Here is a 17751-nt window from a genome sequence, read left to right as displayed (position 1 = left end):
CGTGCCGGACCTGACGCGGGGCCCGGTCCTGTCCGGCGTCGTCGGCGTCGCGGCCCCGCTGGCCCTGGCCAACCTGCTCCAGCAGGGCTACCTGCTGGTCGACAGCGCGGTCGTCGGCCGTTACCTGGGCGTCGACGGGCTGGCCGCGATGGGTGCGGCACAACCGCTGTACGCGATGCTGACCTCGCTGTTCACGGGGGTCTCCAACGCCTTCTCGGTACGGCTCGGGCACCTCGCCGGCGCCGGCCGGCGCGACGACCCCAGCGCGCTGCGGGCCCTCGCGGTGTGCACCGTCGTGTGGGCGGTGGTCTGCGCCGTGGCCGCGGTACTGATCACCGGGCCGCTGCTGGCGCTGACGGGCGTGACCGCCGAGGTCGCCGCCGAGGCCCGGACCTTCCTGGTGACGCTGTGCTCGGGCATGATCGCCGTGTACGCGCTCGGCGCGGTCTGCGCGGTCCTGACCGGCCGCGGCGACGCCCGCCGGGCCACCGGACTGATGATCGCCGCGAGCGTGCTGAACGCGGTGTTCGCCTGGCTGTTCGTCGGTCCGGGCCGGCTCGGCATCGCGGGCGCCGCGCTGGCCGTACCGGCCGCCAACGCGCTGGCCGCGGCGGCCGGCCTGACCCGTTTGGTGAGTGAACAGCGCCGGCGCCCGGCCGGGACGTCCGCGGTCACGGCCGCCACAGTCCGCGCCGAGATACGACGCGGCCTGCGGATCGGCGCCCCGATGGCCGTGCAGTACCTGCTGATCGGTGTCGGTGTCCTGGCCCTGGTGTGGATCATCACGCCGTTCGGGGACGAGGCGCTCGCCGCGCTGACCGTCGTCTCCCGCCTGGAGCTGCTGACCAGCGCGCTGTTCCTCAACCTGTCCGGCGCGCTGATGGTGTTCACCGCGCAGAACACCGGTGCCGGACAGGCCGCGCGCGTCCGCGACGGCGTCCGCCACAGCGTATGGCTGGGCGTCGCGCTCACCGCCGTGGTGTCCCTGCTGCTGCTCACCGAACGCGGGCCGGTCGCCGCGCTGTTCTCCGGCAGTGACGAGACCCGGCTGATCACCGAGCGGTACATCCTCATCACGGCGCCGTTCTTCCTGTGCTACACGCTGACGGTCGTACTGCACGGCTGGTTCAACGGCATCGCCCGCACCGTGGTACCGCTGGTCTGCACGGTGCTGTCGCTGGGCGTGGTCCGGCTGCCGCTGTCGTACGGGCTGGGCCACGCCCGGGGCGTCGACGGAGTCATGTGGGCGACGGTGATCGGCTGGGCCGCGGGACTGGTGTACACCCTCCTGGCCGCCGCCCGGCGCACGGGGAGCCCACCCGAAGGCGGCCACGACCGCGACCACGACACCAAGGAAGGCCCGATGGCGACCTCGGACAACTGGGGCGACCGGTGATCCGCACCCTCTTCGTCAGCGACATCCTGCCCCGCCGTCCCGCCGGCGGCGCGGTGCGGCGGATGGACGCCGTCACCGCCGCCCTCGCCGAACTGGGCCCGGTGGACGCGCTGTTCCTCGCACCGCCCGGTACCGCCCCACCGCCGCGGGAGACCACCCGCTTCGCCCGCACCGGCGTGGCCGGTGTCCCGCCGTACACGGGTATCCGCGCCCTGCTGGAGATCACGGCACGCGGGCCGTCGGCCGCCTACGCCGCTCACCAGCGGCGCACCCTCGCCCCCAGGCTGCCCGACTGGTCGACCGGCACCCGCTACGACCTCGTCTGGTTCAACCGGGAACGCACCTGGCTGCCGCTGCGCGGCCGGTTCACCGGCCGGACCGTCGTCGACGTGGACGACTTCGAGGACGTGCTGATCCGCCGCTGGACACTGCTCGGCCAGGGCGTGTGGGGCGTGCCGCTGACCCCGTGGCAGCGGGTGCAGGCACGCCGTTCCATCGGCTGGTGGCGCCGCGTCCACCGGCGGGTGGCACGGCAGGCCGACGTGGTCGTGGCCGCCTGCGCCGCCGACGCGGCCCGGCTCGGCCGCGGGGACCGGACAGCCGTGGTCCCGAACACCTACCCCGCTCCGCCCGCTCACCCGCCGGTGCCGCCGCGCCCCGACGGCGGTGCGACCATCCTGTTCCAGGGCTCCTTCGACTGGGCGCCCAACACGGACGCCGCCCGCTGGCTGACCGCGGACATCCTCCCGCTGGTCCGCGAGCGGATCCCGCACGCGAGGGTCGTACTGGCGGGCGCCTCCACACCGGAGGTCGCCGCGCTGGCCGGCCCGCACGTCGAGGTCACCGGCGCGGTCCCCGACATGACACCTCACCTGCGGGACGCCGACCTGGTGATGGTGCCGCTGCGCGTGGGCAGCGGCACCCGCATCAAGATCCTGGAAGCCTTCGCACACGGTGTGCCGGTGGTCAGCACCACGATCGGCGCCGAGGGACTCGACGTGGTCGCCGGTGAGCACCTGGCGATCGCCGACACGGCCGAGGGCCTGGCACGGCACTGCGCCGATCTGCTCACCGACCGGGCCGCGCGGACCGCCACGGTCACCGCGGCGGCCCGCCTGCACACCGGCCGTTACCTGCCCGGACACGCGGCGGCCCGGGTACGGCAGGCGGCCCTGCGGGCGACCGGCGGTCCGGCCGGCGGCGCCGCCGCCCCGGCCGGGCGCCACACGCCCTGACGAACGGCTGCCGGTGGCTTCCAAGCCGCTTCGGCCGCCTGGGTGGTGGTGTGAACACCGATGTCGAGCCCGGGCAGGAGGCGGCGGATCCCGGGTGCGCTGTGGTGATCGAGGTCTCCTCCGGTCACCTCGATGACGGGGGCCGGAGGGGGGCGCTCCGCGTGCGGGTGTCCATCTCGCTCACTGTTCCTCTGCCCGGTCGGCGCGGGGCACGTGGACGGCCAGGACGGCGGTGTCGTCGTCCACTCCGGTGCCGAGCGTGCCGAGGAGGTCGCGGACGGCTGTGATGGTGCCCTGGGCGGTGGTGGGGGCCAAGGCCCGGACGAAGTCGAGAAGGGCTTCATCGCCGTAGCGTTCGCCGCGGATGGCGGTGTGGGCCTCGGTGAGACCGTCGGTGTGCAGCAGGAGGGTGTCCCCGGGACCGAGGCGGAAGGTGATGGTGGCGATGTCGGCGTCGGGCAGGACGCCGATGAGCTGGCCGCCGGGGGTGGGCAGGTAGTCGGCGGTGCCGTCCGCGCGGAGCAGCAGCGCCGGGGGGTGGCCGCCGCTGGAGAGGGTGATACGGAAGCCGTCTTGGTCGCCGTCGGGGGTCAGCAGGCCGAAGACGACGGTGCAGAACCGGGGGTCGGTTCCGTTGTACTCGTGGTTGAGGACGGTGTTGAGGTTGCCGAGGACCGCGGCGGGGTCGGGGTCGTAGACGGCGGCGGCGCGCAGGGTGTAGCGGGCCAGGGAGGTGACGGCCGCCGCCTCGGCGCCCTTGCCGCACACGTCTCCGAGGAACACTCCCCAGGTACCGGCTGCGAGGGGGAAGAGGTCGTAGAAGTCGCCGCCGACCTCGTCGGTCGAGGCGATGTGGTAGTACGCGGCCACGTCCAGGCCGGGCACGTTCTCCACCGCCGGCGGCAGCAGCGTCTTCTGCAGGGTGGTGGCCAGTTGCCGGAGGCGTTCGCGTTCGCGCTCGGCCTCCTGGCGGGCGCGCAGCAGCTCCTGCTCGTAGGCGCGGCGGTCACGGGCGTCGAAGACGGTGGTACGGATCAGCAGCGGCTGCCCGTCGCTGCCGGTCTTGACGGTGGAGGTCACGAGGACCGGCATCCGGCTGCCATCGGCCGCCCTCAGCTCCAGTGCGATGCCGCTGATCTCGCCCTGCATGCGCAGGAGCGGCGCGAAGTGCGTCTCGTGATAGAGCCGCCCACCGGTGGTGAGGAGATCACCGAACTTCCTCCGGCCGACCAGCTCCGCGCGGGTGTAGCCCAGCCAGTTCAGCAGAGTGGTGTTGACCTTGGCGATCTGCCCGTCCAGCAGGGTGGAGAGATATCCGCACGGGGCGTTCTCGTACAGGTCCTCGACACTGTCTTCCAGCAGAGCGGCGAAAGTCCGGTCGTCGTCCGGGGGCTGCCCGGGATCCGGGCCGCAGCCCTGGTCGCCGTCGTTCCGGCACATCATCGCAGTGTCCTCGCGAACGCGGCGATGGCCTGGGCCGTCTCCTCGGGGGCGCTGAGCTGGGGACAGTGCCCAGTGGCGTTCAGGGTGATGAGCCGGCTTCCCTTGATCCGGGCCTGGACGAAGGCGCCGACCTCTGGCGGGGCGATGGCGTCGCTGGAGCACTGGGCAACGAGGGTGGGCACCGCCACCTGCGCCAGGTCGGTGCGGTTGTCGGACAGGAACGTCACCCGGGCGAAGACCCGGGCGATCTCCGGGTCGGTGGCGCAGAAGCTGTTGGTCAGCTCCTGCCCCAGTTCCGGGCGCTCGGGGTTGCCCATGATGACCGGTGCCATCGATCCCGACCAGCCCAGATAGTTCGCGTCCAAGGACTGCAGCAGTTCCTCGATGTCCTCGGCGCTGAACCCGCCGCGGTACCCGGCCGCGGGATCGTCGATGAAGCAGGGGGAGGGGGCGAGCAGCACCAGCCCGGCGAAGTACTCCGGGTGTCGCGCCGCGGCCAGCACGCCCATCATCGCGCTGACCGAGTGGCCCACGAACGTCACCGGACCGAGGTCCAGCTCCCGGCAGATCTCCAGCACGTCGTCCACGTAGCCGTCCATGCCGGAGTAGCGGTCCTCGCTCCACGCCGACAGGTCCGAGCGGCCTGCTCCCACATGGTCGAAGAGCACCACCCTGAACTCACGCTCCAGCGTCGGTACCACCAGACGCCACAGGTTCTGGTCGCATCCGAACCCGTGCGCCAGCATCACGACAGGCCCGCCCGGCCGCCCGGACACCCGCACCTGGTTCCTGCTGCGCACGTCCATACGCCTCATCCTCGCAGATCCGGGATGCCGGGAACCGGCGAGCGACGCACGGTGACGCCCCCCTCCGGCGATAAGGGGCTGCGGCGCTGGACGCGGTCCGCCGTGTGTCACCCGGCGGCTGCGGACTCGTGGTGCCGGAACACCGCGATGATGAACCCGCCCTCGGCCCGGGCGCGCTCGCTTGCCGCCGCGCCCCTCCTCCACGATCACGCGGTGGTGTCGGTCCGTGTCCGGTGACCGCACGGCGGGGCTGGGGCAACCTGTCGCTGGACCCGCTGACGACCCACATCGTCGCGGCCGCCGTTCTCTGCCTCCTGTGCTTCATGGAGGAGGTGTCCGGCTGGCGCGGGTGGGCGTGGGGCCGCGCGAGGTGATCCCGGCTGCCGGCCGTCATGGAGATCGCGGGCACCGGCCAGGCGGCTTATCGGCCGGCAGCCGGCCCGCCGCCCGGGTGTGCGTCGCGCACCGTACCCGCAACGCCCTGACCCACTACGGGCTGACCGCCCAGGCCGCGGCCGTCGAGGCCCGCGCGGCCGCCGGGTCGACAATGTGGGTGGGGAACAGGGCCAGGTGAGCACGCTCGGCAGCAATGGGCGGGCGGCTGGCGTACCGGTCGGCGTCGTGGGTCAACACGACCCCCGCACGCCCATGCCCGCGCCGCCGGCCCCCGCTACGACGGCGGCGCGCGCATGCTCCGCCGGGGCTGCGCGTACGACAACGGAGCCGCCGACCAGGGCCTCCCCTCCCTCGCCTGCATGCGTGACCCCACCCTGTTGACCCGGGTCCAGGAACGCTTCACGACGAGGGGCGGCCCGCACCCGTACACGGAACACCGTGCGTCGGTGCTCGCGTACGTCCCCCCGGCCCCGGCGCCCGGCGAGTGCGTGGGGAAGCGGTTCCTGGACTCATGAGGCTGGGACGCGCCCGCCCGGACGGGCGGTGGTGGCGAGCGCGCCCAGAGCCTCCGTGCTCCGGCAGAGCCCCGCCGCGGTCGCGGCTCAGGACGTCAGGCCGGGTCCACACCGGCCCCCGCCGTGGGCTTCGGCCCGACGTCGGGCGCCGTCGTGTGCCGGATGTCGGCGCCCAGCTTCACCAGGTCCTCGACCAGGTCGCGGTAGCCGCGGGCCAGGTGGTGGTGGTTGCGCAGCGTGGTCCGGCCCGGTACCGCGAGCGCGGCGAGCAGCAGGACCGCGGCGGCGCGCAGGTCGGTGGCGTGGAGGTCGGTGCCGGGCCGGTGCGGCGGGCAGGGGCCGTCGACGCGCAGGACCGTGTCGTCGACCGCCGTCCGCATGCCGAGCGCCTCCAGCTCCGGGGCGAAGCCGAAACGGTGCTCCCAGACGGCCTCCCTGATGTAGGTGGGGCCTTCGGCGTACGCCCCCAGCAGGGCCAGGAAGGGCTGGTTGTCGCTGAACACGCCGCGTGACATGGCGGTGAACTCCACGGGCCGCAACGGCTTCGTCAGCGGGTGCGCGGTCACCTCGTCGGCGCCGACGTCGACCCGCACCCCCATGCGGTCCAGCAGGTCGAACTCGGGCGCGAGCGCGTGGACCGCGCGGTCGATGCCCGGCCCGGTGATCCGCAGCGGCTCGTCCGCCAGCAGGACACCGGCGCAGATCCAGGTGACCACCTCGATCAGGTCGGGGATCAGTGTCACGTCGGCGGGCCGGTCCAGCGACTCGGGGCCGCGCCCGTGGATCACCCACGTCTCGGGCCCGGCGAACTCGATGTCGGCGCCCAGGTCGCGCAGCACGGTGACCATGTCGGTCACGTCGGGCTTGAGGTACGGGTGCCGCAGCGTGGTCGTCCCGTGCGTGACCGCGCCCATCAGCAGCGCGGTCTTGACCGCACCGCTGTAGCAGGGCCCGCTCATGAGCGCCTTGTTGCGCGTGTAGTCGAGCATGTCGATGGTGCAGGGGGTGAGCCGCTGCGCCGTGAGGTCCGCGGAGCCGTCCGCCGTGAGCCGGGTGGTGACGCCGAACCGCCCCATCACGTCCAGCAGGTGTTCGACGGGCCTCCCGCGCGGGCCTTCGCCGATCGGGCAGCCGCCGCTCGCGGACAGCCGGGCCACGCCGTTGCGGGAGACGAGGGCGGGCAGCAGGTAGAGCGAACCGTGGATGCGGCCGACGAGATCGGCCGGCAGCTCCGCGCGGTCCCAGGCGGAGGCGTCGACGGTGAACGTCTCGGCCGCCCCGTCGTAGTGCGCGTGCGCGCCCGCGGCGCGGAAGATCTCGCCCAGCACCGCGGTCTCGACGATGTCCGGGCAGTTCTCGATGCGCACCGGCGCGCTCGCGGTGGCCGCGGCGGCCACGGTGGTGACCAGGGAGTGCTTGAACCCGGAGGTGCGGACGGCCCCGGAGAGCCGGTTCCCGCCGTGGATCTCCAGCAGCGGCTCACCAGGGGGAGCGGGTTCTCGCCAACGGTCCTGCATGGGGGTACCTCCTGAGCTGAGTGATGAGGGGTCGGGCGGAAGGGTCCGGTGCGGAATCGAGCGCAGCCACTGCCGCGCCTGCCCCGCATCGGTCAGGTGGACGACGGCGAGGCCGGGGTGCAGGCGGAGGAAGGCGGCCGTCTCGGCCCGCCGGGTGGCGTGCTGGGACCAGGCCCAGCGCAGCGGGTGGCGCGGGTTGCGCAGCATCGACCGCCAGGTCTCCCGGTTGCCGTGCCACAGCTCCCGGCCCGTGGCGGCCCGGACCACCGAGCGCCACAGCACGCGGCGCATGACGGTCCGGCGGGGCAGGTCGAGCCAGACGAACGTGTCGGCGCGCTCGCCGAGCAGGTCGCCGACGACCCAGTGGTACTGGGCGTCGCAGATCCACGCCGGTGCCCGCGTGGCGCGCTCGACGTCGTTCGCGAACTCCGCCCGGTGGGTCCAGCCGGGACCGTGGTAGAGCGCGTCCATCTCGATGTGCCTGATGTCCAGCGCCCCGGCCAGGGCGGCGGCCAGCGTCGTCTTGCCCGCGCCGGAGATCCCGCCGACGACGATCCGCCGCAGCGGCGCGGCTGCGGGCGCCGCCACCGGCCGGGTGGGCCGCATGAGGAACCCGACCGACAGGGCCGTCCCCGCGCAGACGGCGGCCAGGCCGAGCCACAGCACGGTGTTCCCGTGGGCCAGCAGCGCCGTCCCGGCCGCCGGGGCCACGGCGCCCGCGATCCCGAAGGACGTCTGGAAAGTCGCGTTGTAGCGGCCCTCCAGACCGGGCGGCGCGGCGGCGTTCGCCGTCGTCGTGACGACCGGCGCGAACAGCGCGTCGCCGAGCGCGCCGATCAGCGCCGCGGCCAGGACGACCGCGGTGGTCACCGGACCCGCCCAGCCGGACGGCGCCATGACGAGGACCGACAGGGTGAAGAAGCACGCCGCCAGGCGCAGCGCCTTCGGGGCGGAGACACGCCGCGCGTAGGCGACCGCGGGCCGCCGGGCCACGGCCATCGCCACGCAGGCGACGCCGGTCACCACCCCCGGCACCCAGGACGGCTGCCTCAGCACCACGACGGCGACCACCGGGAGCATCGTCGTCAGGCAGTCGGAGACGAACGCCAGCAACAGCGTCAGCAGGCACAGCCGCAGGAAGCCGGGGGCGTCGCGCAGGTCGCGCCACCGCCACGCCCGCCCGTCGGCCGGGGGCTCGGCCACGGGGGAGGGCCGGAGGTGCCGGCGCACCGTGAGCACCAGGCCCATGGCCGCCGCGTAGGTGAGGCCGTTGGCGTACGCGACCAGGTGCAGTCCCGTACCGCTGTGGATCAGCAGGCCCCCGGCGGTCGCGCCGATCGCACCGCCCGCCGCCCACCCGCTGACCTTCAGCACGCTCGCCGTGCTCAGCACGCCCATCAGCTCCCCGGCCGGGACCAGCCGGGCCAGCAGAGGGGTGCTGGACGTCCAGAACAGCCGGTCCGCGGCAGCCGCGACGACGGCGAGCGCGCCGACCTGCCACGTGGCGGAGACCAAGGGGAACAGCGCGAACACCCCGGTGCGCACGGCGTAGCTCAGGGCCGCCCCGTTCGCCGGGCCCCACCGGTCCACCAGCAGGCCGTTCACCGGCCCCGCAAGCAGGCCGAGGAGCCCGCCGACCGTCAGCGCGGCACCGACGTGCGCCAGGGGGAGATGCTGGCCCCGGGTGAAGAAGATCAGCGCGACCGGCGCCCACAGGCCGTTGCCCACGCAGTCGACGGTCAGCGCCACGAGGTAGGTGCGCTTCCCGGGCGTCTCCCGCCCCCGGCCGGTCAGGAACGGGATCACGGGCGGACGAAGTGCACGAGCAGTGCCCGCCGGTCCACGGGGCAGGTGTCGGCGACCGGCGGCACGCCGTGCCAGGACCGGTCCGAGCGGACGAGCACGACGGACGTCCCGGTGGTCGGCGCCACCCGCTTCGCGCAGTCGGCCATGTCGGCGCTGCGCAGCAGCCGCAGGTCACCTCTCCACTGCGGGTCCCACCCGTCGTTGAAGTAGAAGAGGTGGGTCACCGCCTTGTCCGGGCGGTCGGTGTGCGGCTCGATCCAGCAGCCCCGCGCGTAGCGGGTCATACGGGCCTCGACCAGACACCGCTCCAGGTCCACGCCGGTGAGCGCGGACAGCGCCTCACGGTAGGGCCGGGAGACGACGTCCGCGACGAGCTGCTGCCAGTTCGCGGGGAGCGTGCGCACCTGGTCCTCGTCGACCGCGCCGGCGGTCACGAGGTTGCGGTTGAACATCCGGTACTGCTTGTCGGACCGGTTCAGGTCGGTGCGCTCGGACTCCTCGAAGCCGTCGTCGCTGAACTCGCCGCGCAGCTTCTCGGCGACGGCGTCCGTGACGAACGAGCGAGGGATCACCACGTGGCCGAACGGGTCCTGTTCCAGCTCGGCCCGGCTGATGGTCTCGATGTCGACTAGGGACACGTCTTCTTCCTCACAGGTGAACGGGATGGGTGAACGCGCCGATGACCGTGCGCAACCGGGTCTCCTCCCGGAGGCCGTGGAGCGTGAGCATCCGGGCGACGCTGCCGTGTTCGGCTTCGATCCCCGCGATCAGGGAGTGCATCGTCGCCGCCGGCGTGGAGGTCCGCAGCCGCAGCTGCGCGAGGGTGTCCTCGCGGGTCCAGCTCGGACGGGCGTCGGCGCTGCGCAGGGCGCGGTAGGCGCGGGCGGTCAGGGCGTAGTCCCGGGCGACGTCCGCCGTCCGCACCCCGAGCGCCCGCAGGACCAGGGCGCTGACGACGCCGGTGCGGTCCTTGCCCATCGCGCAGCAGATGTAGACGGGGACCTCCGCCCCTTCGGCGAGCAGGTCCACGATCTCCGCCGCGACCGGCGCCGCCCTCGTCAGCATGTCACGGTAGTTCGCGAGGTAGTCGCTGGGCCGGGGCCGCACATTGCCCCGGATACGGCTCATGTCGCCGGCCACGGGCCGGGACAGCACGGTCGCGCCCGTGTACTCGGGCCCCCGGTACTGCCGGCGTTCCTCCTCCAGGCGCAGGTCGACGACGGTGCGGATGCCCAGGCCGCCGAGCGCCGGCGCCGTCTCCGGGGACGGCGCCGGCCCCCGGAGGAGGAGCCCCCGCCGCAGGTACCCCCCGCCGGGGCCGCGCAGCCCGCCCAGATCGCGCACGTTGGGCAGGCCCGGAACCGTGATCCTCCGGGTGTTCATGCCACCCCTTCGCGGTACCGGTCGCCCAGGGCGGCGACGACCCGGCGGACGACGGCCTCGTTCGCGACCGCGATACGGACGGCGGCCGGCAGCCCCGGCGCGCCGGACAGGTCCCGTACGACGATCCCCCGCCCCAGGAGGTGCCGGCTCGCGGCCCCGGCGTCCGCCGGATCGGGGACGTCCCAGGTGACGAAGTTCCCGCCGCTCGGCCGGGCGTGCCAGCCGGGCACCGCGCGCTCGACCTCGGCCGCGAACCGCTCCCGCAGCCGCCGCACGTCGGCCCAGATCGAGGTGAAGACGGCCTGCTCCTCCAGTGAACGCCGCAGCAGCGCGACCGCCGGAGCGGAGACCGAGCCCTCCGGGTCCAGGTCGAACAGGTGGCGGGCGGTGGCCGGGTGAGCGACCGTCACCGCGATCCGGGCGCCCGACAGCCCGTAGGACTTGGAGAACGTGTTGACGCGGACGACGTGCCGCAGACCGGCGAGCCCGCGCACCAGCTCCTCGCCGCCCTCGGTGAACGCCAGGTAGGCGGTGTCCACGACCAGCAGACTGCCGTGCTCCGCCACCGCGTCGGCCAGCTCGGCCAGTTCCTCCCTTGCGTGCACCTGCCCGGTGAAGCTGTGCGGGGTGGTGACGACGACGAACGCCGGCGCACCCGCGCGCAGCCGCCGCGCCAGGTCACGGAGGTCGAACAGCCCGGTCTCCGGGTCGGGGGCCACGGGGTCCAGGACACAGCCCGAGATCGCCGCGAACTTCGCCCAGCCGTCGAAGTTCGGCTGGTGCAGGACGATCCGCGACACCTCCGGGAACGCCCGGGTCAGCAGGTTCAGCCCGGGATCGCTGCCCGCGGTCAGGACGAGGGAGTCGGTGTCCACCCCGAACCGGTCGGCGAGCATGCCGTAGACCGGCTGGAGGATGGGGTAGGTCAGCACGTCGTTCGGGTCGAACTCCGCCAGCGTGGCCCGGTGCACCGCCGCCGCCCGGCTGTCCAGCAGCCCGCAGTTCTTTAGGTTGACCTCGTCGGGGACCCGGACGCGCCGGTTGCGGAACCGGCCGGCGCTCTCCCGCAGGAAGGGGGAGCCCGCCCCTTCCCGCGCCGGCACGAGCGTCTCGTCCCTCATGCCGGGCGCAGGGCCGGGCCGGCGGCGCGGGCGGGGATGTTCTCGAACACCTGCGTGACGTCCGGCTGGCTGCCGAAGACGATGTCGTAGCCGCGGGCCAGCTCCTCGTCGGTCAGCGCGTGGGTGCCCGGCACGAACAACTGCCGGTTGAACGCGGCCATCTCGTGGTCGAGGAGGTCCGGGCCCGCGAGCTCCCAGGGGGCGTACACGGTCGGCCGGGCCCGGCCCCCGCGCTCCTGGACGGCCTCGATGGTCCGCTCGGCCCCCTCGATCGTGGTGCCGGGCAGCCCGACGATGACGAAGCAGTTCAGCTCGATGCCCGACTCCTTGCACCAGGCCGAGAGCCGGTCGAGGTCCACCGCGGACTTCTGCTTCGCCCGGGGCAGCAACGCGCCCTCCTGCGGGTCGAGCGTCTCCAGACCGACGCTGATCCGGACGCAGCCGGCCGCCCCCATCGACCGGATCATCCCCTCGCTGAGGTGGTGGACCGTCGTCGCGCACTTCCACGGGTACGGGGAACCGCGGCCGGTCAGTTCCCGGCAGAGCTCCTCCATCCACTTCTTGTCCAGCGTGAACGTCGGCGCGTAGAACGCCACGTACTCGAACGGCGCCGCGGCGAACGACTCCTCGATGTACTGGAGCGTCCGCTCGACCGTGAGCCGCCGTTCCTTCCGCGTGTAGATCAGTGGCACCTCGCAGTAGGAGCAGCCGACCGGGCACCCGCGAGCCGCCGGTACGACCAGTTCGCGGCGGCGCGGGATGCCGCAGAACTTGTTGGCGTCGTCGAAGTAGAGGGCGTCGTAGTGCCCGTACGGGATCTCGTCGGGTGTCGGCAGGTACCAGTCCTCTGCCGGGAGCAGGTCGCCGCGGCGCTGGGGAGCGGCCCAGGAGCCGTCGCGGCGCAGGTGCACCCCCGCCGCGTCGGCCGCCCGGTCCCGGAAGGCCTCGATCGCGGCGACGACGCCGGACTCGAAGTCGCCGTTCTCCACGATCGCGTCGATGTCGAAGCGCTCGAAGAAGCGGGGGTTGACCCCGGACAGCCTGCCGAACGTGACGATCGGGGCATCCGGGTTCAGCGCCCGCGCGTAGGAGACGAGCCGGCGCAGCCCGTCGATGCCGTCGAACTCGTTCATCACGGCGATCACGTCGTACCGCTCCTGGAAGAGCCTGCTGCCGAGGTCCTTCCACGTCAGCCGCTCGACACTGGCGTCGATCGCGGTGACCTGGGCGCCCGGGTAGACGGCGCGCAGGTGACCGGTGACCTGGTAGAGCGCGAGGTGGTGCCCCGCGTTGAAGTAGCTGAGCACCTGCGGCGGCCAGATCACGAGGATCTTCCGGGGTTCGTCCACAATCTTTCCCATGGGGGTCCTTTCGGTGCCGGGCGCGGGACGGTCAGTTCTGCGGCCGGTACGCGGAGCCGGCGAGCCCGGTGGTCAGCCAGTACTCGATCTGGACCGTGATCCGCTCGGTCCCCTCCGGGTGCTCGATCTTCGAGACCGCGTGCCACGACGTGTCGGTGGGCGGGAAGGCCAGCAGCTGGCCGCCGACCGGGCTGATCTCCTCCGTCGGACCCTCCTTGGGGGACGCGAAGATCTGGAACTGCCCGCCCGCCTCGACGGGCCAGTCACGGTTCAGGTAGAGGATCACGGTGATCGCCTTGGTCGGCTTGTCCTTGTGTACCGACAGGTAGTCGCCGTTGCGGTGGGTGTAGAGGCCGATGCTGCGCTGCAGGCCGGCCAGTTCGATCCCGGTCGACTTCTCCAGCCAGGTGGTGAACTCGGCGCCGCGCAGGTCCTCCACGAGGTCGCGCCAGACCGCGGGCAGGCGGGGGAAGACCGGGGCCTCCTTTTCGAGGACGATGAGGTCCACGAGGTTCATCCGGTACTGCTTCTCGTGCTTCGGGTCCTCGACCGCGATCTTCGCGATGTCGGCGGTCGGCATGGTCGCGAGCAACTCCTTCAGTTGCCCGTCGTCGAGCAGGTCACGGCCGCGGAAGAGCTGGAACGGCTGGGTACGTTCCTCCAGCGCCGAGTCGAGCGTCAGCACCACGGTGTCTCCTTGGAGTCGATGCGTGGGCCCGGGACGGCCCGGGCCTGACCTGGCCACAGCCTGTCCACGGGCCCCTGCCGACCCCTCGTCGGTTCGCTGCCCGGCCGCTGCCGGGGATCGGCAAGGTCTTCGCAAACCGGTGCGCCATCACACGGCAAGCGGCACGGTGACACTGGCGGGGCAGCCCTGATACCCGAACCGGCGCACACGCCGGCCGCCGAGAGGTGCGAGTCTTGATCAACCTGGACGTCCGGCTCGAAACGTGGGACCACCCCTTCCGGCACTTCCGCGGCGCCGGTCTGCTCTCCGCGCGCCACCTGGCCGACCTCGGTGCCACCGCGCCGGACGAGGGTCTGTTCCAGCGGATCGACACCTCGACCGGTGAGGTACGGCGCCGCTACCGTTCGTCCGTCCTGCCGGTCTCCGACAACAAGACCGGCCTCACCCCCGAGGAGATCCCGCTGGCGGCGCCCTGGCGCGAACTGGTCACCGACCTGCTGTCCGACGGGTTCACCGACTGGCTCCGCCGCGAGACCGGGGTGGACACCGCCGGGCTCCACCGCCGGGCCGAGATCTACCACCACTACGACGGCGACTTCGAGGACCTCAGCATTGGCAAACAGCACAAGAGGCTCGCCTTCGCACTGCACACCAACGAGCACTGGCCGGCCGACGGCGGCGGAGAACAGGAGTGCTGGTCCGGCCCGGACAGGTCGGCCGGTCCCGCCTCGACCATGCTTCCGACGGGAGGCACCGCCTGGCTCTACTCGCCGTCGCCCTCGTCCTGGCACCAGATGGCGCCGGTCAGTGCGGGGCGGGGCCTGGTGCGGCGGTGGGTCACCATGGCCTTCTTCGAGTGACCGGCGCACCTCGGCCTGACACCGACGGCCGGACAGGACGGAAGCCGCCGCCCGAGTCGTCTCGGACGGCGGCTTCCGCCGGTCACTCCTCGTCGATCCGGATGGCCGACGACGGGCACAGGTGGACCGCCTGACGGACGGCCGGCCAATCCGCCCCGGCCGGATCCACCGTCACCGGCGCCACCAGCCCCTGCTCGTCCTGGTCGAAGACGGCGGGCGCCGCCAGGACGCACTGGGCGGCGCCGACGCACCGCCCCTTGTCCGCGGTGATGTGCACGGGCGTGCCCCTCTCCTCAGCAGTTCACCGGCATCCGGTAGATGCCGTAGATCCCGGCGTCGTCCTTGTACGGCAGCTCCTCGGCGGGCACGGCCAGCGACAGGCCCGGAACCCGGCGCAGCAGCGTCTCGAACACGATCTCCAGCTCCACCCGGGCCAGGTTCTGCCCGAGGCACTGGTGGACTCCGTACCCGAAGGCGACGTGGTGGCGCGCGCCGCGTTCGAAGTCGAGCCGGTCCGGGTGCTCGAAGACCTCGTCGTCCCAGTCGGCGGCCAGCCCGGACACGACGATGCCCTCGTTCTGTCGGATGGTCACGCCGCCGATCTCGATGTCCTCGGTGGCGACCCGGGCGGGCGCGTTCTCCACGACGCTGAAGTAGCGCAGCATCTCCTCGATCGCCGGGGGCAGCAGCGAGGGGTCGGCCGCGATCCGTGCCTTGTGCTCCGGGTTCTCCAGCAGCGCCACCACACCCAGCGAGATCATGTTCGCGGTGGTCTGGTGCCCGGCGACCAGCAGCATGACGGCGGTGCCCACGATCTCGTCGTGCGTCATCACCGGCGTCCGCCGGTTGCGCGCGATGAGCCGGCCGATCAGGTCGTCGGTGGGCTCGCCCCGCTCCTTCTCGGTGACGAGGTCTTCCAGGAAGTCGTTGAGCGCGTCGGAGGCCGCGGCGCGCTCCCGTATCGAGACGGACCGGCTGACCAGCATGCCCGCCCACTCGTGGAAGTCACGGCGCTGCTCGTGGGGCACGCCCAGCAGCTCGCAGATCACCAGCGACGGCACCGCCTGCGACACGTGCTCGACGAGGTCGGCCGGCTGCGGCGCGGCCAGCATCTCGTCGATGCTCCGGTCGACGATCTCCTGGACACGCGGGCGTAGCGCGGCGATCCGGCGCAGCGAGAACTCGCCGGTCAGGATCTTGCGGTGAGCCCCGTGCTCGTCCCCGTCCAGGTGGATCATGGACCGCCGGGTGCTGAGCCGGCGGACGCGCTCGGGCGCCGCGCGCTGCTCGGCGGTCAGCCGGCCCGGGAACGCCGGGTGCAGGCGGTCGGCGCTGACCCGCGGGTCGGCGAGCAGCTTGCGGGCCAGACCGTGCTTGAGGACCAGCCAGGCCACCTGACCGTCGGGCATGCGGACCCGGCTGACCGGCTCCCGCCCGCGCAGCTCGCGATACTCGGCGGGCGGGTGCATGGGGCACTCGCGGGCCATGGGGAACGACGGAATGTCGTGGCCGGACGTCTCGGTCATGGGGTGGGTTCCCGTTCCTCTCGGGCCTGCCGGTCCGCTGCCGCCGCACGGAGCGCGACCCGGTTGATCTTGCCGACGCCGATCATCGGGAGGGCATCGACCACCCTTATCTCCTCGGGCAGTTTGTACGTGGCGATGCCGCGCTCGGTGAGGAAGCGGCGCAGACCGAGCAGCGTCGGCTGCTTCTCCGGGTCGGAGGGGACGGCGAAGACGCAGACCGTCTGCCCCCACACCGGGTGCGGCATCGCGACCGCCGCGACCGCCCGCAGCAAGGGGTGCTCGGCGAGCAGCGATTCGATCTCCCCGGCGGAGATCTTCTCCCCGCCGCGGTTGATGACGTCGCCGATCCGGCCCTCCACCACCAGCCCGCCCGACGGGTGGAGGCGTGCCAGGTCGCCGGTGCGGTAGAAGCCGTCGTCGGTGAAGGCGCGCGCGTCGGCGTCCGGCGCCGCGTAGTACCCGGCGACCGTGTACGGGCCCCTGGTCAGCACTTCTCCCATCTCGCCGGGTGCCACTTCGGTGCCGTCCTCGGCCACGATGCGGATCTCGTCGCCGGGTGAGGCGGGCCGCCCCTGGGTGTGGGCGATGACGTCACCGGGGTCGTCCAGCGCGGTGTAGGTCAGCAGCCCCTCGCTCATGCCGTAGCACTGCTGCACCGTACAGCCGAGCAGCTTGTGCGCCTCGGCCGCCGGGGCGGGGTCCAGCCGGGCGCCGCCGGCCTGGAGCACGCGCAGCGACGTCGGCCCGCGCCCCCGCTTCCCGGCCTCGCCCAGCCACTGGGTGATCAGCGCGGGCACCAGCGTCGTGTGCGTCACCCCCTCCCGGTCGATGAGGTCGAGCGCCGCCCCGGGATCTCCCGGCGAGCCCAGGACGATCCGGCCGCCGAAGGCCAGGACGCCGAACATGCCGGGGCAGTTGAGGACGAACCCGTGCGCCCCCGACATGACGGCGAGGTACACCGTGTCCGGCGACAGCCCGGCCCACCGGGCGGCCGTGCGGATCATGTAGCCGTAGCCCTCGTGGGCGCGCGCGATCGCCTTCGGCGGGCCGGTGGTCCCGCTGGACAGCAGGAAGACGGCGGGCTCGTCGGCCAGCGGCGGCCCCAGATCGGGCAGGGGCCTCGCCTCGGGGTCCGGTCGGCACAGCCCGACCAAGTCCTCGGTGCCTTCGGGAGGGGCGTCCGCCGCGCGGTCGGCGACCAGGATGTGCCGGATGCTCGGGCAGCTCTCCCGCAGTTCCCTCGCCAGCGCGACATGGTCGAAGCGCTGCCAGCGGCGTGGTACGGCCACGGCCGTGGGCCGGGTGGCCGCCACGACCGCCAGCAGCTCGCGGCGGCGCAGCGTGGGCACCGCCATCACCGGGTGGGCGCCCAGCCGCATCAGCGCCAGCGGCAGGACGACCAGCTCCAGGTCGTTGGGGAGCTGCACCAGGACACGGTCCCCGCGCGCGATCCCGAGGCCGGCCAGCCGGGCGGCGGCGCCGGCGACCGCGTCCGCCAGCTCGCGCCGGGTCAGCCGGCCGCCGGGGCCGCGGACGGCCTCCTTCTCGGGATCCTCGGCCACGTGCCGCAGCACCAGCCGGTCGACCCGCTCGGGACGCCACCACCCGCGGTCGCGGTACTCCCGCGCGCGATCCGGCGGAATCCTCGGGAGGCCGGGATCCTCGGGACGGAATGAACTCATGCCCTGTCACCTTCCT

At 73.1% G+C, this 17751-nt stretch carries 15 protein-coding genes; 4 read left to right on the top strand and 11 right to left on the bottom strand.

All coding sequences use genetic code 11. The annotated features are described in order from the left end of the window. The first annotated feature begins 1 nt into the window (after position 1). Together Srubr_RS09975 and Srubr_RS09970 are read left to right on the top strand one after the other, a co-directional pair. On the top strand, positions 2-1396 hold the full coding sequence (locus tag Srubr_RS09975; RefSeq protein ID WP_203854959.1) for an MATE family efflux transporter: 1395 nt from the start codon (positions 2-4) through the stop codon (positions 1394-1396). After that, positions 1393-2631: a glycosyltransferase gene (locus Srubr_RS09970; protein ID WP_189997760.1), complete on the top strand. Its 1239-nt coding sequence runs from the start codon at positions 1393-1395 to the stop codon at positions 2629-2631. Before Srubr_RS09975 ends, Srubr_RS09970 begins: the two co-directional genes overlap by 4 nt. A 180-nt stretch (positions 2632-2811) precedes the next feature. Here the strand turns inward: Srubr_RS09970 and Srubr_RS09965 are convergent, their stop codons facing one another. Together Srubr_RS09965 and Srubr_RS09960 are read right to left on the bottom strand one after the other, a co-directional pair. After that, on the bottom strand, positions 2812-4071 hold the full coding sequence (locus Srubr_RS09965) for a SpoIIE family protein phosphatase (RefSeq protein ID WP_189997759.1): 1260 nt from the start codon (positions 4069-4071) through the stop codon (positions 2812-2814). Beyond that, on the bottom strand, positions 4071-4880 hold the full coding sequence (locus tag Srubr_RS09960; RefSeq protein ID WP_189997758.1) for an alpha/beta fold hydrolase: 810 nt from the start codon (positions 4878-4880) through the stop codon (positions 4071-4073). The genes Srubr_RS09965 and Srubr_RS09960 overlap by 1 nt, the downstream gene beginning before the upstream one ends. Before the next feature lie 233 nt (positions 4881-5113). Here Srubr_RS09960 and Srubr_RS09955 point away from each other — a divergent pair, with 233 nt between their 5' ends. Further along, positions 5114-5254, top strand: a complete 141-nt coding sequence (locus tag Srubr_RS09955) for a hypothetical protein (protein ID WP_189997757.1) — start codon at positions 5114-5116, stop codon at positions 5252-5254. A 632-nt stretch (positions 5255-5886) separates the two neighbouring features. On the opposite strand, the gene Srubr_RS09950 is transcribed toward Srubr_RS09955, so the two are convergent. Genes Srubr_RS09950 through Srubr_RS09925 form a run of 6 tightly spaced genes read right to left on the bottom strand, consistent with a single transcriptional unit; the run spans position 5887 to position 13667 of the window. Next, positions 5887-9114, bottom strand: a complete 3228-nt coding sequence (locus Srubr_RS09950; RefSeq protein ID WP_189997756.1) for an MFS transporter — start codon at positions 9112-9114, stop codon at positions 5887-5889. Continuing rightward, positions 9111-9752, bottom strand: coding sequence for a prolyl hydroxylase family protein (locus tag Srubr_RS09945; RefSeq protein ID WP_189997755.1), 642 nt, complete (start codon positions 9750-9752; stop codon positions 9111-9113). The genes Srubr_RS09950 and Srubr_RS09945 overlap by 4 nt, the downstream gene beginning before the upstream one ends. A 10-nt stretch (positions 9753-9762) precedes the next feature. Continuing rightward, the gene (locus Srubr_RS09940; protein WP_189997754.1) at positions 9763-10497 is read right to left on the bottom strand and encodes a tyrosine-protein phosphatase; all 735 of its coding nucleotides are present in this window, start codon (positions 10495-10497) and stop codon (positions 9763-9765) included. After that, the gene (locus tag Srubr_RS09935; protein ID WP_189997753.1) at positions 10494-11618 is read right to left on the bottom strand and encodes an aminotransferase class I/II-fold pyridoxal phosphate-dependent enzyme; all 1125 of its coding nucleotides are present in this window, start codon (positions 11616-11618) and stop codon (positions 10494-10496) included. The genes Srubr_RS09940 and Srubr_RS09935 overlap by 4 nt, the downstream gene beginning before the upstream one ends. Continuing rightward, complete coding sequence (locus Srubr_RS09930; protein ID WP_189997752.1) at positions 11615-12979, bottom strand: B12-binding domain-containing radical SAM protein; 1365 nt, start codon at positions 12977-12979, stop codon at positions 11615-11617. Before Srubr_RS09930 ends, Srubr_RS09935 begins: the two co-directional genes overlap by 4 nt. A gap of 31 nt (positions 12980-13010) precedes the next feature. Further along, a complete protein-coding gene (locus Srubr_RS09925) occupies positions 13011-13667 on the bottom strand; it encodes a prolyl hydroxylase family protein (RefSeq protein ID WP_189997751.1) in 657 nt (218 codons plus the stop codon). A gap of 233 nt (positions 13668-13900) precedes the next feature. Here Srubr_RS09925 and Srubr_RS09920 point away from each other — a divergent pair, with 233 nt between their 5' ends. Next, positions 13901-14527 (top strand): 2OG-Fe(II) oxygenase, encoded by a 627-nt coding sequence (locus Srubr_RS09920; protein WP_189997750.1) that lies wholly within the window; start codon positions 13901-13903, stop codon positions 14525-14527. A gap of 82 nt (positions 14528-14609) precedes the next feature. On the opposite strand, the gene Srubr_RS09915 is transcribed toward Srubr_RS09920, so the two are convergent. Genes Srubr_RS09915 through Srubr_RS09905 form a run of 3 tightly spaced genes read right to left on the bottom strand, consistent with a single transcriptional unit; the run spans position 14610 to position 17735 of the window. Continuing rightward, positions 14610-14804, bottom strand: a complete 195-nt coding sequence (locus Srubr_RS09915; protein ID WP_189997749.1) for a ferredoxin — start codon at positions 14802-14804, stop codon at positions 14610-14612. A gap of 16 nt (positions 14805-14820) precedes the next feature. After that, positions 14821-16053, bottom strand: a complete 1233-nt coding sequence (locus Srubr_RS09910; protein ID WP_189997748.1) for a cytochrome P450 — start codon at positions 16051-16053, stop codon at positions 14821-14823. Continuing rightward, complete coding sequence (locus Srubr_RS09905; RefSeq protein ID WP_189997747.1) at positions 16050-17735, bottom strand: AMP-binding protein; 1686 nt, start codon at positions 17733-17735, stop codon at positions 16050-16052. The genes Srubr_RS09910 and Srubr_RS09905 overlap by 4 nt, the downstream gene beginning before the upstream one ends. Positions 17736-17751: the final 16 nt, after the last annotated feature.

Origin of the sequence: Streptomyces rubradiris, assembly GCF_016860525.1 — a bacterium.
In the GTDB taxonomy this organism is placed as follows: domain Bacteria; phylum Actinomycetota; class Actinomycetes; order Streptomycetales; family Streptomycetaceae; genus Streptomyces; species Streptomyces rubradiris.
This window is presented reverse-complemented; position numbering and strand designations above follow the sequence as displayed.

Bases quoted from the DNA above. Each gene is read 5' to 3' on its own strand.
- Srubr_RS09910 (WP_189997748.1), bottom strand. From the start codon at position 16,053: ATGACCGAGACGTCCGGCCACGACATTCCGTCGTTCCCCATGGCCCGC.
- Srubr_RS09960 (WP_189997758.1), bottom strand. From the start codon at position 4,880: ATGGACGTGCGCAGCAGGAACCAGGTGCGGGTGTCCGGGCGGCCGGGC.
- Srubr_RS09930 (WP_189997752.1), bottom strand. From the start codon at position 12,979: ATGGGAAAGATTGTGGACGAACCCCGGAAGATCCTCGTGATCTGGCCG.
- Srubr_RS09940 (WP_189997754.1), bottom strand. From the start codon at position 10,497: ATGAACACCCGGAGGATCACGGTTCCGGGCCTGCCCAACGTGCGCGAT.
- Srubr_RS09935 (WP_189997753.1), bottom strand. From the start codon at position 11,618: ATGAGGGACGAGACGCTCGTGCCGGCGCGGGAAGGGGCGGGCTCCCCC.
- Srubr_RS09965 (WP_189997759.1), bottom strand. From the start codon at position 4,071: ATGTGCCGGAACGACGGCGACCAGGGCTGCGGCCCGGATCCCGGGCAG.
- Srubr_RS09905 (WP_189997747.1), bottom strand. From the start codon at position 17,735: ATGAGTTCATTCCGTCCCGAGGATCCCGGCCTCCCGAGGATTCCGCCG.